Origin of the sequence: Pseudomonas sp. PSPC2-3, assembly GCF_049898265.1 — a bacterium.
In the GTDB taxonomy this organism is placed as follows: domain Bacteria; phylum Pseudomonadota; class Gammaproteobacteria; order Pseudomonadales; family Pseudomonadaceae; genus Aquipseudomonas; species Aquipseudomonas veronii.
In genome coordinates, this window is the sequence record NZ_JAFCXJ010000004.1 from 96,066 (window position 1) to 109,430 (window position 13,365).

Genomic DNA, 13,365 nt, shown 5'->3' on the forward strand with positions numbered 1-13,365 from the left:
CGGTTGTCGAGGTGTGGCGATGGGCCATTATTTCGGCGCCCGCATCCTCGTCGGTGCCTTCCCGTTGGCGTTGTGCTGGTAAATGGCCTCGGGCTGGCCTTGCTCGTTGAAAAATACCTGGCCGATCCCCGCCGAGTTCCACAAGCGTTCACCGGCTTCGGCGTGTTCCGGGATATGCGGCACCACCTGCATGGTGCGGCGGCGGGTGAACCAGTTGAGTGGGGAGCGCGGCGAGTAGAGCCAGCGGTTGAGGCGGTCGAACCATTCCAGCAGGCGCGGCGGGAATTCGTTCTTGATGCCGCTGCTGGTGATCTGCCAGAGCTTGGGGCCGGCGTTGCGATGGCGGATCAGCACTTCGTAGACGAACGAGTAATGCACGTCGCCCGAGAGGATGACGTAGTTACCCGGTGTGCGGGAGTGGCGGAAGATATTCAGGATCACCTGGGCGGCGCCGCGATGCGCCATCCAGTTTTCGGCGTCGACCAGCAGCGGGTAGCCGCACCAACTGAACACTTTTTGCACGGTCTCGATCAGCTTGACGCCAAAGATCGGCGCGGGGGAGACGATGATCGCCGACGGGTGGTCCAGCAGCGCTTGTTGCAGTTCGCTCAAGGCTTCCCAGTCCAGCAGGCCGGACGGTTGCTTGAGGTTGAATTCGCTGCGCCAGCGGCGGGTGCGGGTGTCGAGCACCACCAGCGCGGGGGTGGTCGGCAGCACGTAATGCCACTGTTGGAAGGCCAGCAGCGTGTCGATCAGTTGATCCTGCGCACCCGCGTTCAGGTGGTTGTGCGGTGCCTGGGCGACAAGCGCCTGGGTCTGGTTGATCAGCGGGCCAAATACCTGCGGCTGGTTGCCCCAGCCTTGGCACAGCAGGTAAGCCAGCAGCGCGTTACCGATGATGCGTTTGGAGAACGGATGGCCGTAGGCGGTTTCTTCCCACTGCGCGCTGAGGTTCCAGTCGTCGGTGATGTCGTGATCGTCGAAGATCATCAGCGTGGACAGATGGGCAAACACCCGCGCGGCGCCGGGCAGGCCGTTGCGGAAGCGATCGATCTGCACCTGTTCGCGGGCATAACGCTGTTGCGCGTCGGCGCTCAGTTGCGGCGGCTGTGGCGCGATCAGCGTCCAGGGGGTGGGGGACCAGACCAACAAATACATGGCCATCGCTTCGGCGAAGGTCACCAGATGATTGTCGGCGGTGCTGCTGGTGAAAATCGGCTTCTTCACGCCGCCGAAAAAACGCTCGCGCAAGGTCTCGTTGCTGTCCAGCGCGGGGAGCAGTTCGGCCCGTTGGTAATAACTGGCGTGATGCCCGTAGAGGCTGGCGCTGTCGTCCACCACGGCGCCTTCCAGGTATTCGTCGAACAGCCCCAGGCGCGCGATCAGCCCATGAATCGCCCGCAGCATCGGCCCGGCGACATCGTCGGCGTACACCTGGTCGCCGCTCATCATCAACAATGCCGGGCGTTGGGCCGGGGTCTGGGCGTCGGCCAGCAGGCGATCGACGCACAGCAAGCCTTCGTCCGCCGGGTGATGGGGCTTGCGGCAGGAGCCGTGGACCAGTTGATGAATACGGCTATGCAGCACGAAACTCGGCGATTGCGCGTCGCAATAGAGCAGGTGCGCTGCCCAGTGGGCGATGCCGCGCCCGTCGATCAGCAAGTCGTAGCCGATCAGCGCGTCCTGGGGCAGGGCCTCGTCCAACGGGATGTCGATCAAGTGGATAAAGGCCTGGCGCCCCACCGGCACGATTTGGCACTGGCCTTGGTCCAGCACGATGTCGCGGCTCTGTTCGGCGACGTGCAGCCTGAGGGTCAAAGGCAGTTGCCGCGTCCCCACCAGCCACATTACCAGGCGCTGGGGTTCAAGGCGCCGCAGCAGCGGGCCGGCGAGGACGTCGGGCAGGGTGCCGGCGTGAGGCATAGGGTTGAAAGCTCCGCGCAGGATGATCACGAAGGTTAACCCGGCGGATGTCAGTATTGTGTTAAGGCCGGGCGGATCGAAAGGAGGAAGAGGCTGCAGGTCGGCAGCCTCTGGTTGGGCGCCTCAGATGATGTTTCCCCGACCCAGGCTGTCCAGCCCGCTCACGGCGCGGTCTTTTTTAGGCGACTGCTCGCCATTGACGTCAATGGCCGCTCCCTGAGGAGGCGTTTTTGAGGGGGAGTGGTGGTCTACCTGTGTGTTCAAGTAGGTCGGCAGAAACGAATTTTCGAAGTTCAGATGGCTGTAGAAAATATTCATCACGGTTTCCTCTGTAAGTTCGGTTCGCGGCGAACACTGTCGACGCGAACCGAACTTACAGCGGGTAAGAAGGCAGTCGCTATAAACCTATTGAGTCAAAACGAGACTACTCAGGAGTGGGAATCGTCATTCACCGTGGGCACCGTAAATCGGAGCCCACTGCCAGCCCGTCGTGACGTTGAGCAAAGCGATATCGCGAAGCTATCAATGCATCGACGCGCCCTGCCGGGTCAGTGCGGTTTGTACGCATTCGAGCAGGTGTTCGGTGCTCCACGGCTTGGGCAGGAAGCGTACCGATCCCCCCAGCTGCGCCGCCAGCCCGGTGTTACCGGACGTCAGCAGCACCGGCACCGACGGCCAGCGATGGGCCACCACTCGACTCAGGTCATAGCCGTTGAGTAAACCAGGCATCTGGATATCACTCACAATCAGGTCCACCGGGTCATCGGCCCGCTCCAGGTAGATCATGCCTTCATCCGCCGAAGGAAACGAGGTGACATGTGCGCCGAAATCCTCCAACACGTCCACCATTAACGCGCGAATGATTTCGTCGTCTTCCAGCACTAAAATCGATGGCTGAGCCATGATCCTTACTCCACCATCAGGGTTCAGTAGGGTGGAGTGGGGCGGAGCGGATTAGGTTCGATCCGATATGCGCTGAGCGATGGATGGTCGTTTTGCGCGTCTAGGTTGCGCATTTGCCGGGTGCTGCTGCACGATACGGGCGCTTTTCCACCCACTCCCGGTCCGCTTGCTTGAGGCCGAATTGCGACGACGGGGTTACCGCCGCTGCCGCAGTTACTGGCTATGCGGTCTCGGCGGCCTGGTACTGGGGCTGATCACCGGCCTGTGCGGCCGCAAAGCGATTGTTGCCACCACGGTTGCGGTCGAGAGTGTGGTCCTCAGGCACCTGGCCCATCAACTCCACACATTGCGTGACATCGACCCGCTGGCCGTGGCCGCGATTGCCACGATCGTCGAGGAGGAACAGCACCACCATGATCACTCTGCCGCGCAGATCGAGCGGGACGACCCGTGGTTCAGGGCGCTGGCGCCGGTGGTGACGGCGTGGACCGAAGCGGTGATCTGGATGGGCATGCGTTCCTGACAAACCGGCATAATTACCCGTATCACCCGATGTGGAGCCCTTATGAAGTACCGCGCGTTACTGACCTTCGTCCTGATCCTCAACACCGGCGCAGCCTGCGCCGCCGGCGATGCCGACGCGGGTGGCAAGCTCTTCGCCAAAACCTGCGGCGGCTGCCATAGCATCGGCGAGGGCGCGCGCGGCGGCTTTGGCCCCGAACTCAATGGCATCATCGGCAGGCCAGCCGGCACCACTCCCGACTATCAGTATTCAGATGCGATGAAAAACTCCGGGGTGGTCTGGACCCGGGAAAAACTCGCGGCCTATATCGAGGCGCCGAAGAAGGTGGTGAGCGGCACGCGCATGATCTTCTGGGGCATCAGCGATCAGGAAAAGATCGACAACATCCTGGCCTACCTGGCGACGTTTCAACCTGAGTGATCGCCTGACCCCATGTGGGAGTTGTCGAGCCCCGGCGAGGCTGCGATGGGATCACCGCGTGACACCTGCCAGACCGCAGCGCCTGCATCGCAGCCTCGCTGGGGCTCGACAACTCCCACATAAAACCTGCGTCGTTCTGAAGCCCTTACACCCCTGGCCGGCAATAAAAAAGACCTTGGAACGCCAAGGTTTTTTTTGCCCGCTGATCACGCCAGCAGGTGCTTGGAAATGATCCGCGAGATTTCAACAATCGAAGTCTTCCCCGTGAACTCGAATTTCACTTTCCCCAGCGACGAGAAGTAAATCTCCAACTCCGAATCCAGATCGAACGTCCCGGAGGTTTCCACCGAATACGCCACGATGTTTTTGTACGGCAGCGAGGTGAAGTCCTTCTTGCTGCCGGTAATCCCCTGCACGTTCACCGCGATGATGCGCTTGGTGGTGAAGACCACGCCGTCGCGCATGGCTTTGTAGGCATCGATCACTTCTTCGCCGTCCAGCAGCAGGGCGGCGACGCGTTCGGCGTATTCGTTGTTTTGTTTGAGTTTGAAGAAGCCTTTGTTGTTGAAGTCGATCATGTGCCTGTCCTGGGTGAGTGAGTCGGTAATCGCCAGCCGGTGTATGACGTTTTGCTCGTGGATCTGTATCTAACGCCCTGCTTTTCAACGCCCTACCATGGCGCCTGACACTGCAACGTCGGCGAAGGATTTCACGCCGGCAGAATAAAAATCCAGGAGCTAAACAATGCCCGATATGTCCAGCTTGCTTGCCTACGCGCTGATCTCACTCGGCATGGTGCTGACGCCCGGGCCGAACATGATTTACCTCATTTCCCGCTCGATTTGCCAGGGACGCATGGCCGGGATGATCTCCCTGGGCGGGGTGGCGTTGGGGTTTATCGTTTACATGCTGTGCGCGGCATTGGGTATCACCGCATTGGTGATGGCGGTTCCCTTGGCGTATGACGCGCTGCGGCTCGGCGGTGCGTTGTACCTGGTCTACCTGGCCTGGCAGGCGGTCAAGCCGGGTGGTCGTTCGCCTTTTCAGGTGCGGGACCTGCCCCTGGATAGCCCGCGCAAGCTGTTCATGATGGGCTTTGTGACCAACCTGCTGAATCCTAAAGTCGCGGTGATGTACCTGTCGTTGCTGCCTCAGTTCATCGACCCGAACGGCCACGGCAGTGTGCTGACGCAATCCCTGGTGCTGGGCTTCACGCAGATTTTCATCAGCGTGAGCGTCAACGCAATGATTGCCATGATGGCGGGCTCCATCGCGGTGTTTTTCGTCACCCGGCCCGGTTGGCAGGTGGTGCAGCGCTGGCTGATGGGCTCGGTGCTGATGGGCTTGGCCGTGCGGATGGCGGTTGAAGGGCGGCGCTAACCGGGCATGCGCTTTTGGCCGCGGCCGGCACGCTGATCACCGATTCACAGGATGTCTTTCAAATAGTCCTTGAGGGTGGTTAGCGGCGTGGGCAGTGCGTCGAGTTGATGGACGTTTTGCACGTCAGTCGCCAACCGCCGCAACTCCCGCCCCAGCACCGTGTGGGCGCCGCCCAATGCCTCCAGCGCCTGCACCACGCATTCCTCGATCTTGCGTTGAATCGCAGCCAAATCCCGCTGCCGTACCAGTAACCCAAACACTTCCCGCTCGTACCCGTCCATCACCAGATCGTCACGCAAGACCGGGCTGCCGCCGTCGGTCTCGTACACCAGTTTCAGTGCGAAGAGCGCAACCGCTTCCAGCGTCAATTCCATGGTCTCGCTTCCTCGGGGTTTGGTGGGGAGGGCGATGATCACTGTTCTGCGCCGGAAAAAAAAGACCCACGCGTCAGCGCTCCAGGATCAGCTCCACGCGGCGGTTGCGGGCGCGGCCTTCGGCGACGGCGTTGTCGGCCAGGGGCCGGGTGTCGGCGTAGCCGATGGCGGCGAGACGGTTGGGCTGGATGCCGTTGCTTTGCAAGTAGCGGACTACGCTGCCGGCGCGGGCGCCGGAGAGTTCCCAGTTGGAGGGGAAGCGCGAGTTGCGGATGTCTTGAGTATCGGTATGGCCGGCGACGATGATTTTGTGCGGCACGCTGTCGAGTACAGGGATCAGATGGCGCAGCACGGCGAGGCCGCCCAGGCTGAGGTCGGACTGGCCGGAAGGGAACAGGATTTCGCTGCTGATCCGAAAGCTCACGCTGCTGTCGTTGGTGACCACTTCGATGTCATTGCCCAGCTTGTCCAGTGGCAGTTCGTTGAGCAGGTCTTGCGTCGTGGGCTTGGGCGGCTCGGGCTCAACGACAGCGACGGGTTCTGGCTCGGGTTCGGGCTCAGGTTCAGGTTCCACAATGGGGGCCGGCGCCTGAGGCACCAGCAACAACGCACCCGGCGGGTCCAGCGTGGTCAGGCGTTTTACGCTGAAAACGGCGGGGCCATTGGACTTGGCACTGTGCCGTGCAAGCTCATGGCTCTTGCCGGCCAACGCCAGCATGGCCATGGTCACCACCAGCAGCAGGGTCATCATGTCCAGGTAGGTCATCATCCACGTTTCGCCACCGGGGTCTTCGACGGCCGGCGTGCCGCTGGCGATCGCGGCCGCCTGGTTGCGGGTGATGGTCGTCATGCCCGGGTTTTCCACTTCAATGCAATCAGGGCGCGCGCCGGGCGCAACGGTTCGTCGCGCAAGTCGTTCTGGTAATGGGCCACGAACGACTTCAAGGTTTCACGCATCAGCCCTGGGCTGCGTTTGTTGGCCATCATCGCCACGCCCTGCAACACCATGTTCATCACCACCACGCGCTGTTCGGTGCGGCGTTCCAGTTTCACCGCCACCGGTTTGCACAGCAGGTTGGCCAGCAACACGCCGTAGAGCGTGGTCATCAGGCCCACGGCCATTTGTCGGCCGATGGTCACCATGTCGCCGTCGCCCAGCACGAACATCAGGTTCACCAGCCCCACCAGGGTACCGAGCATACCGAAGGCCGGCGCATAGCTGGCCATGACCCGGAACAGCTGGGCCTCGGCATGTTCCTTGGCACGCAGCCGCGCGATACGCCATTGCAGCAGGTCGAGGATGTCGTCCAGCGGTGTCTTGTCGATCACCAGTTGCACGCCGGAGCGCAGGAAAGGGTTTTTCACCCGGTCGAGGACGTCCTCCACCGCGCGCAGGTCGCCGTCGATCCACAGGCGCGACAGGCTCACCAGTTCGTCGATGTCTTCCTGGGTGTATTCGCGCTCGTGACGCACCACGGTCTTGATCAGGCTGAAGACGTGCAGCACTTCGCGCAGCGGGTAGCTGATGAAGGTCGCGGCAAACGTGCCGACCACCACAATGCCGAGGGCCGGCAGGTCAATGAACAAGCCGGGTTGTTGCGCGCTGAACATGAGCAGCACCGTCAGCAGTAGCAGGCTGGCGAGCATGCCGATCAGGGTTGAGGGGTTCATGCAGCACTCCTGTTGTGGGCCAAGGCAGGCTTTATAACGCGGTGGGTGCTGATTCAAATCGGCTAATACAGGCACTTTGCGTGGCGAAATCGGACGGCTGCGCAAATTTTTTTGGGGGCTGCCTAAAGACGCCTGATCGGATCGCCGATGTTCGCTTTGTCTGTACGGCAACGGCGGTGATGGCATCAACGCCGGGCCTCTCATCTGTTCAAGCGGCTCACCCACGAAAAGGAACTGCACCATGTCAGTTATCAATACCAACATCACGTCCATGATCGCTCAACAAAACCTGAACTCCTCGGAGAACAGCCTGAGCACCTCGATCGAACGCCTGTCGTCGGGCCTGAAAATCAACAGCGCATCCGATGACGCCGCGGGCCAGGCAATTGCCAACCGCATGACTTCGCAGATCACCGGCCTGTCGCAGGCGAGCAGTAACGCCAGCGACGGCATCTCTCTGGCGCAGACCACCGAAGGCGCGCTGGACCAGGTGAACGACAACCTGCAGCGCATCCGTGAGCTGTCGGTGCAAGCGTCCAACGGCACCAACTCCCAGTCCGACCTGCAATCGATCCAGGACGAGATCACCCAGCGTCTGGACGAGATCGACCGTATCTCCTCGCAAACCGCGTTCAACGGCGTGGACGTGCTGTCCAAAGACCAGACCATCACCATCCAGGTCGGCGCCAACGATGGTGAAACCATCGACATCAAGCTCAGCGAAATCAATGCCAAGACCCTGGGCCTGAGCAGCTTCAACGTGAACGGCTACGACACCACCCTGACTGCCAGCACCCTGTCGGATTCCTCGGGCACTGCGATCACGTCGACCAACACCAGCTATGTCGACAAGTCCGGTACCACGGTCACCGGTGGCACGCTGTCCACCGACGCCGACGGCGACTACTTCCTGACCGTGGGCGGCAAGACCTACGCGGCCGAAGTGACCCTGACCACCAGCGGCACCACCACCACGGCCAGCGTCAGCATCGACACCGAAAACGAGGTGACCAAGAAGTCCACCAGCACCCTGACCACCCTCGACAACGCCTTGAACACGGTGGACTCGATGCGTTCGGACCTGGGTGCGGTGCAAAACCGTTTCGACTCGGCGATCACCAATATTTCGACCACTACCACCAACCTGACTTCCGCCCGTTCGGGTATCCAGGACGTGGACTACGCCACGGAAGTGTCGGCCATGACCAGCGCCCAGATCCTGCAACAGGCAGGTACCTCGGTATTGGCCCAAGCCAACTCCATGCCGCAGCAAATGCTGTCGCTGCTGCAATAATCGCGACGGTGCGGTACGAAGGGGCCAGCGCACGCTGAGCCCCTTTTTTTGTGCGCGTTCGCTGCGCCATCTTTGGTAATCGTGGCATTGAGGTGGGTTTATCCGGGCTTTGGTGGGGAGGGTGGCGCGATAGCATTTCGCCTAGTATCTCTCTGCACAAGGCTGCTCCTGAATGCCAAGATCCCCGCGCCACGGCGCGCCCAGCCATATTGCTGCCCATACGCTTGCCCAGGCGCGACGACGCACCGAGCAACGCCCCCGTGACCCACAGGCATGGAAAGACCTGGGCAATCAGCAACTGCACAGCGACCCCGAGCAAGCGCTGGCCAGTTTCGAGCGTGCATTGCAGTTGCTGCCCGATGAGCCTCAGGCATTGGAGTGGGTGGCCAAGGCCGCGCAAAAGCTCGGCCAGGCGGATCGTGCCCTTGAACTCGTCCACAAGGCGCTGGGCATCGACCCGGATTTCGCCGTCGGACATCACCGCCTAGCCACGCTGTATTTTGAAAAAGGCCAGTTCGCCAACGCCCTGTCGCATATCGATCAGGCACTGGCGTTGGCGCCCCATGACTGTCATATGCTCTCGCGCAAAGGCTTGATCCTCAATCGCCTGGAACGCCATGGCGAAGCCATTAAGGTGTTCGACAAGCTGATCGAACGCGAACCCGGGGATTACAGCCACTGGAACAACGCGGCCAACCTGTACAAGGACATCGGCCAACTGGCCACCGCCGACACCTATTATCAAAAGGCTGTGGCGCTGGCCAAGCGCAAGGACGTGCTGCCGTATTCCAACCGGCTGACCTCGCTGCACTACGACCCCGAGCGCAGCCGCGAGTTTATCTTCGAGGTGTGCAAGGAATGGCAATCGCGCTTTGGCCCCAAAGCCGTGCCGCCGCGCCCCGAAGTGCTCGATCGCGCGCCCGACCGTTGCTTGCGCATCGGCCTGGTATCCGACGGCCTGCGCCAGCACCCGGTGGGCAACATGATCGTGGGCGTGCTGGAAAAACTGCCGCGTCATCAGTTCCAGTTGTTCGCCTACAGCACCAGTCAGGTGTGCGATCACCTGACCCGGCGCATCCAGGCGTCGGTGCAGCAATGGCTGGCGATCAAGCATATGGACGACGTCACGTTGGCCCAGCGCGTCCGCGACGATCGCATCGATATCCTGATTGACCTCTGTGGCCATAATGCCGGCAACCGCATGGGCACCATGGCGTTGCAGCCGGCGCCCTTGCTGGTGAAGTGGGTCGGCGGCCTGATCAACACCACCGGGTTGGATGCCATCGATTACCTGCTCACCGACCGCATCGAGTCACCGGAGGGGGAAGACGCGTTCTACACCGAAAAGCTCATCCGCCTGCCCGACGACTACATTTGCTACGACCCGCCGCCCTACACACCGGACATCAAGCCCTTGCCCGCGCTGGCAAACGGCTTTGTCACCTTTGGCTGCTTCAACAACCCGAGCAAGGTCAACGATGTGCTGCTCGGGCGCTGGGCCGAATTGCTGCGGGCCGCACCTGATTCGCGCCTGTTGCTCAAGGGCGGAGCCTTTGGCAATGACGAGTTGCGCGCCCATGTACACGGCATCATGGCTGCCCACGGTATCGCCCGGGAGCGGGTGCTGATCGAAGGGCCGGTGGGGCACAAGACCCTGCTGGAAACCTACAACCGCATCGACATCGCGCTGGACCCTTGGCCTTATTCCGGCGGCCTGACCACCTGCGAAGCCCTGTTGATGGGCGTGCCGGTGGTCACCTTCCCCGGGCCGACCTTTGCCGGGCGCCACTCGGCCACCCACTTGGTCAACGCCGGTCTGCCGGAGTTGGTGGCGCACAGTTGGGCGCACTACCAGCAACGCGTCATTGAATTGGCCAACGACCTGGACAGCCTGGCGCGCATCCGCAGCCACCTGCGCGAGGTACTGATGGGCTCGCCGGTGTGCGACAGCCAGCGTTTCGCCAACCACTTCGGCACCGCCATGCGTGCTATCTGGCAGCGCTACTGCGCGGGCCAGCCGGCTGCCGCCCTGACATTGAACCCGCAAGGGCTGGCCAGGTTCGAGGGGGAGGCCACCGCTGTCGTGCTTCAGCACCCGGCGGCACCGGCCAGGGACGAGGGTTTTGGTTTCAAGTTCCAGGGCAAAGTAGTGACCCTGGACCACGGCGGCACGCTGATCGCATCGGCGCAGTTTGTTGCGTTGCAAAAAATGGCGGCGTTTTCCACGGTGGCCTTTGATCCCGCCAGCCGTATCGACAATGCCCGACAACTGGCGCAACTGGGTGAGTTGCATTACTACCCCCATGCGGCGCTGGGCAATGGCCAGCCCGCCACGCTCTACGCCTGCCTCGATCCGGCCATGAGCGCCACATTGGCACCGCTGGCGGCATCCGCGGTACTGGCCAAACTGGCGGTGCCCACCCTCAAGCTGGATGCGATCAACGGCTTGCCGTCGGTGGACTGGCTGTTGCTCGACAACCTCAACGACAGCCTGGCCGTGATCGAACATGGCCAACGTACCCTCGCCGATACGCTGTTGGTGCAAGCGCGGGTCAACTTCGCGCCGACGCATGATCAGCAGGCCGATGTGGGCTTGATCAGCCGCTGCCTGGCGCGGCGCGGGTTCAGTTTTTACCGGCTCAATAACCTGCAGCACATCAGCCATCCGGCCGAAGGGCAAAGCCTGGATCAATTGCGCGCTTCTCACCTGGTGTGTGCCGATGCGCTGTTTTTGCCGGACGCAACACGTATGGCAGCACTGTCCGATAACCAGCGCCTGAAGCTGGCCTTTTTACTGCACACGGTCTACGCCGCCTTTGACGTGGCGACGCAACTGCTCAACACAATCGATAGCGACCTGGCCGCGCAGTACCTCAAGCACTGCCGGAACCCGAGCGCCATGCCGCAACCGCTCGAACTGCCGCGGGCGCCGATGCAGGCCCCCCAGGTGACCTTTCCGGCAGAAGTGGCCGCCTATGTGAAAAAACTCTACACCCAGGCCTCGGTGATTCTGGAATATGGCAGCGGCGGTTCCACCCTACTGGCCGCCAACATGCCGGACAAAACCGTGATCTCGGTGGAAAACGACGCCCGTTGGGCGCAGGACATGCAAGCCTGGATCGCCAATGCGGTGCTGCCCTCACGGCCGATGATTTACCCGGTGGATGTGGGCGAGACCGGTAAATGGGCACGGCCGAAGAACGCCCGGCACTGGAAGAAATTCCACACCTACCCGCTGAGGGTCTGGGATGAGCCGTTCTTCGAGCAGCCCGATGTAATCCTGATCGATGGGCGATTTCGCATTGCCTGCTTTGTCACCGCGTACCTGCGGGCGACCAAGCCAGTCATCGTGTTGTTCGACGATTATCTGGACCGCCGACACTACCATGTGGTCGAACGGTTGTTGGCCCCGACCGCGTTTGTCGGGCGCATGGCGCGGTTCGATCTGCAGCCGCTGACGCACCTGCCGCGTGAGGAACTGACCTGGCTGATCGCCAGTTTCAATGAAGTGGCTTACGCCGAGGGGGAAGACCTGCCCTGATGCAAGGCAGGCTCGGGAACGCCGTCGATTAGAGGCGGGCGCTGGCGTGCCTGCCCCCACCTTGGATCGTCGGCGCTATTCCTTCATTCTGACCTGCAGTCGCGCGATCGCCTGGGCATGCAATTGACACACGCGTGATTCGCTCACCTCCAGCACCACGCCAATCTCGCGCAGGTTGAGCTTTTCGTGGTGACAGAGCGCAAGCAGCAGGCGTTCGCGCGCCGGCAGGGCGTCGATGGCGCGGGTGAGGTTGGCGCGGTTGCGGTCGTTGATCAGTTCGGCAAACGGCGTGCGCAGCCGCGAACTGGAGCCCTCGCTGTGCTCTTCGTCCACATCGTCAAAGGGCAGCATCTGGCTGCCGTTGGTGTCATCGAGCACCTTCTGGTACTGCTCCAGCGTCAGGCCCATGGCCGAAGCGACTTCCCGCTCCCGCGCCGGCCGCCCGAGATTCTGCTCCACGCGGTGCATGGCATCCTCCACCGCCCGCGCGTTACGGCGCACGCTGCGGGGCACCCAATCGCGGGTGCGCAGCTCGTCGATCATCGCCCCGCGAATGCGTTGCGAAGCAAAGGTGGCGAAGGTTGCGCCCACACTCACGTCGTAGCGCGTCATGGCATCGAGCAGGCCGATGCTGCCGGCTTGAATCAAGTCGTCCAGTTCAATATTGGAAGGCAGCCGGGTCTTCAATCCCAGTGCCTGGCGCCGGACCATGGGGAGGTACTGCTGGAGGACTTCCTGCTGGTTAATCTTGCCCTGTGCCGTATACATCGTGCGCGCCTGCGAAAGACAGAAAATCCACGGGATTATTACCGCTCGCCCTGGCCGCTTAAGCGCGGAACAGCTGTACGCCAGGTGACGTGTTCGCCCTTTAAGCCGGGCCGACACCGATGCTATGTGGGGGTCGGCTTGATTGGCGGTGCGCGCAGGTCTCGTCGATCAACAACAATCGTGTCCCCAGATACCGCTGCGCCGCTTCGCGCAAATTGTTGAGCAGGCCGTGTTGGGAAAACCCGCTGTGCAGCGCCAATACCTGCCGGGGGCCATTCTGTTCGCGGAGCTGGCTCAAGGTGTCGAACGTGCGGCGGAAGGCGCCGAGGTCGCTGTCGACCCACACGCCCCAGCGTTCGGGCAGGTCGCGGTGATAGTTATCCACAGCCTGAACGCGCCAGCGCGCGGGGTCGCCCACCCAGCGATGACCTTGGCGGTGCCAGCGCTCCAGGGTGTTGTGTGCCTGGACAGCCGCCTGCGCCGCGCCGAACAGCATCAAGGTGCGATCCACGACGGGGAGCGGGCGCTGACTGGCCCAATGGCGCAGGCCGGCGGCTTGATCGTGCAT

14 protein-coding genes are annotated in these 13,365 nt (G+C 62.0%); 5 read left to right on the forward strand and 9 right to left on the reverse strand.

All coding sequences use genetic code 11. The annotated features are described in order from the left end of the window. Positions 1 to 27: 27 nt before the first annotated feature. The 3 genes from ACP7E3_RS10370 to ACP7E3_RS10380 all read right to left on the reverse strand — a co-directional run bounded on the left by ACP7E3_RS10370 (position 28) and on the right by ACP7E3_RS10380 (position 2,826). Positions 28 to 1,923: an alkaline phosphatase D family protein gene (locus tag ACP7E3_RS10370; RefSeq protein WP_426123051.1), complete on the reverse strand. Its 1,896-nt coding sequence runs from the start codon at positions 1,921 to 1,923 to the stop codon at positions 28 to 30. A 123-nt stretch (positions 1,924 to 2,046) separates the two neighbouring features. Beyond that, a complete protein-coding gene (locus tag ACP7E3_RS10375; protein ID WP_046382114.1) occupies positions 2,047 to 2,241 on the reverse strand; it encodes a hypothetical protein in 195 nt (64 codons plus the stop codon). A gap of 204 nt (positions 2,242 to 2,445) precedes the next feature. Then, positions 2,446 to 2,826, reverse strand: a complete 381-nt coding sequence (locus ACP7E3_RS10380) for a response regulator (protein WP_017846735.1) — start codon at positions 2,824 to 2,826, stop codon at positions 2,446 to 2,448. Positions 2,827 to 3,007: 181 nt separating this feature from the next. On the opposite strand from ACP7E3_RS10380, the gene ACP7E3_RS10385 reads away from it, so the two are divergent. Next, complete coding sequence (locus tag ACP7E3_RS10385) at positions 3,008 to 3,349, forward strand: demethoxyubiquinone hydroxylase family protein (protein WP_236255062.1); 342 nt, start codon at positions 3,008 to 3,010, stop codon at positions 3,347 to 3,349. 42 nt (positions 3,350 to 3,391) lie between these two features. Next, a complete protein-coding gene (locus ACP7E3_RS10390) occupies positions 3,392 to 3,769 on the forward strand; it encodes a c-type cytochrome (RefSeq protein ID WP_057005269.1) in 378 nt (125 codons plus the stop codon). 206 nt (positions 3,770 to 3,975) lie between these two features. Here ACP7E3_RS10390 and ACP7E3_RS10395 read toward each other — a convergent pair whose 3' ends face one another. Next, entirely contained in the window at positions 3,976 to 4,347 is a 372-nt protein-coding gene (locus ACP7E3_RS10395) for a PH domain-containing protein (protein ID WP_017846739.1), read from the reverse strand. Between the two features lie 166 nt (positions 4,348 to 4,513). On the opposite strand from ACP7E3_RS10395, the gene ACP7E3_RS10400 reads away from it, so the two are divergent. Then, positions 4,514 to 5,149, forward strand: a complete 636-nt coding sequence (locus ACP7E3_RS10400; protein ID WP_046382117.1) for a LysE family translocator — start codon at positions 4,514 to 4,516, stop codon at positions 5,147 to 5,149. Between the two features lie 44 nt (positions 5,150 to 5,193). On the opposite strand, the gene ACP7E3_RS10405 is transcribed toward ACP7E3_RS10400, so the two are convergent. The 3 genes from ACP7E3_RS10405 to ACP7E3_RS10415 form a co-directional block, all read right to left on the reverse strand. Further along, complete coding sequence (locus ACP7E3_RS10405) at positions 5,194 to 5,523, reverse strand: hypothetical protein (protein WP_017846741.1); 330 nt, start codon at positions 5,521 to 5,523, stop codon at positions 5,194 to 5,196. A 73-nt stretch (positions 5,524 to 5,596) separates the two neighbouring features. Continuing rightward, positions 5,597 to 6,373 carry an OmpA/MotB family protein gene (locus tag ACP7E3_RS10410; RefSeq protein ID WP_261755591.1) on the reverse strand — a complete coding sequence of 259 codons (777 nt, stop codon included), beginning with the start codon at positions 6,371 to 6,373 and terminating at the stop codon, positions 5,597 to 5,599. Then, the gene (locus tag ACP7E3_RS10415) at positions 6,370 to 7,194 is read right to left on the reverse strand and encodes a motility protein A (RefSeq protein WP_046382118.1); all 825 of its coding nucleotides are present in this window, start codon (positions 7,192 to 7,194) and stop codon (positions 6,370 to 6,372) included. The genes ACP7E3_RS10410 and ACP7E3_RS10415 overlap by 4 nt, the downstream gene beginning before the upstream one ends. A gap of 241 nt (positions 7,195 to 7,435) precedes the next feature. Between ACP7E3_RS10415 and ACP7E3_RS10420 the strand changes: the two genes are divergently transcribed. Then, on the forward strand, positions 7,436 to 8,488 hold the full coding sequence (locus tag ACP7E3_RS10420; protein WP_046382119.1) for a flagellin: 1,053 nt from the start codon (positions 7,436 to 7,438) through the stop codon (positions 8,486 to 8,488). A gap of 172 nt (positions 8,489 to 8,660) precedes the next feature. Continuing rightward, positions 8,661 to 12,029: a tetratricopeptide repeat protein gene (locus tag ACP7E3_RS10425; RefSeq protein ID WP_079444665.1), complete on the forward strand. Its 3,369-nt coding sequence runs from the start codon at positions 8,661 to 8,663 to the stop codon at positions 12,027 to 12,029. A gap of 75 nt (positions 12,030 to 12,104) precedes the next feature. Here ACP7E3_RS10425 and ACP7E3_RS10430 read toward each other — a convergent pair whose 3' ends face one another. After that, positions 12,105 to 12,797: an RNA polymerase sigma factor FliA gene (locus ACP7E3_RS10430; RefSeq protein WP_046382120.1), complete on the reverse strand. Its 693-nt coding sequence runs from the start codon at positions 12,795 to 12,797 to the stop codon at positions 12,105 to 12,107. Between the two features lie 100 nt (positions 12,798 to 12,897). Further along, on the reverse strand, positions 12,898 to 13,365 hold the full coding sequence (locus tag ACP7E3_RS10435) for a hypothetical protein (protein WP_108524560.1): 468 nt from the start codon (positions 13,363 to 13,365) through the stop codon (positions 12,898 to 12,900).

Excerpts from the sequence above, each read along its gene's own strand:
- ACP7E3_RS10370 (WP_426123051.1), bottom strand. The coding sequence starts at position 1,923 with ATGCCTCACGCCGGCACCCTGCCCGACGTCCTCGCCGGCCCGCTGCTG.
- ACP7E3_RS10375 (WP_046382114.1), bottom strand. The coding sequence starts at position 2,241 with ATGAATATTTTCTACAGCCATCTGAACTTCGAAAATTCGTTTCTGCCG.
- ACP7E3_RS10380 (WP_017846735.1), bottom strand. The coding sequence starts at position 2,826 with ATGGCTCAGCCATCGATTTTAGTGCTGGAAGACGACGAAATCATTCGC.
- ACP7E3_RS10390 (WP_057005269.1), top strand. The coding sequence starts at position 3,392 with ATGAAGTACCGCGCGTTACTGACCTTCGTCCTGATCCTCAACACCGGC.
- ACP7E3_RS10395 (WP_017846739.1), bottom strand. The coding sequence starts at position 4,347 with ATGATCGACTTCAACAACAAAGGCTTCTTCAAACTCAAACAAAACAAC.
- ACP7E3_RS10400 (WP_046382117.1), top strand. The coding sequence starts at position 4,514 with ATGCCCGATATGTCCAGCTTGCTTGCCTACGCGCTGATCTCACTCGGC.
- ACP7E3_RS10405 (WP_017846741.1), bottom strand. The coding sequence starts at position 5,523 with ATGGAATTGACGCTGGAAGCGGTTGCGCTCTTCGCACTGAAACTGGTG.
- ACP7E3_RS10410 (WP_261755591.1), bottom strand. The coding sequence starts at position 6,373 with ATGACGACCATCACCCGCAACCAGGCGGCCGCGATCGCCAGCGGCACG.
- ACP7E3_RS10415 (WP_046382118.1), bottom strand. The coding sequence starts at position 7,194 with ATGAACCCCTCAACCCTGATCGGCATGCTCGCCAGCCTGCTACTGCTG.
- ACP7E3_RS10420 (WP_046382119.1), top strand. The coding sequence starts at position 7,436 with ATGTCAGTTATCAATACCAACATCACGTCCATGATCGCTCAACAAAAC.
- ACP7E3_RS10425 (WP_079444665.1), top strand. The coding sequence starts at position 8,661 with ATGCCAAGATCCCCGCGCCACGGCGCGCCCAGCCATATTGCTGCCCAT.
- ACP7E3_RS10430 (WP_046382120.1), bottom strand. The coding sequence starts at position 12,797 with ATGTATACGGCACAGGGCAAGATTAACCAGCAGGAAGTCCTCCAGCAG.
- ACP7E3_RS10435 (WP_108524560.1), bottom strand. The coding sequence starts at position 13,365 with ATGCACGATCAAGCCGCCGGCCTGCGCCATTGGGCCAGTCAGCGCCCG.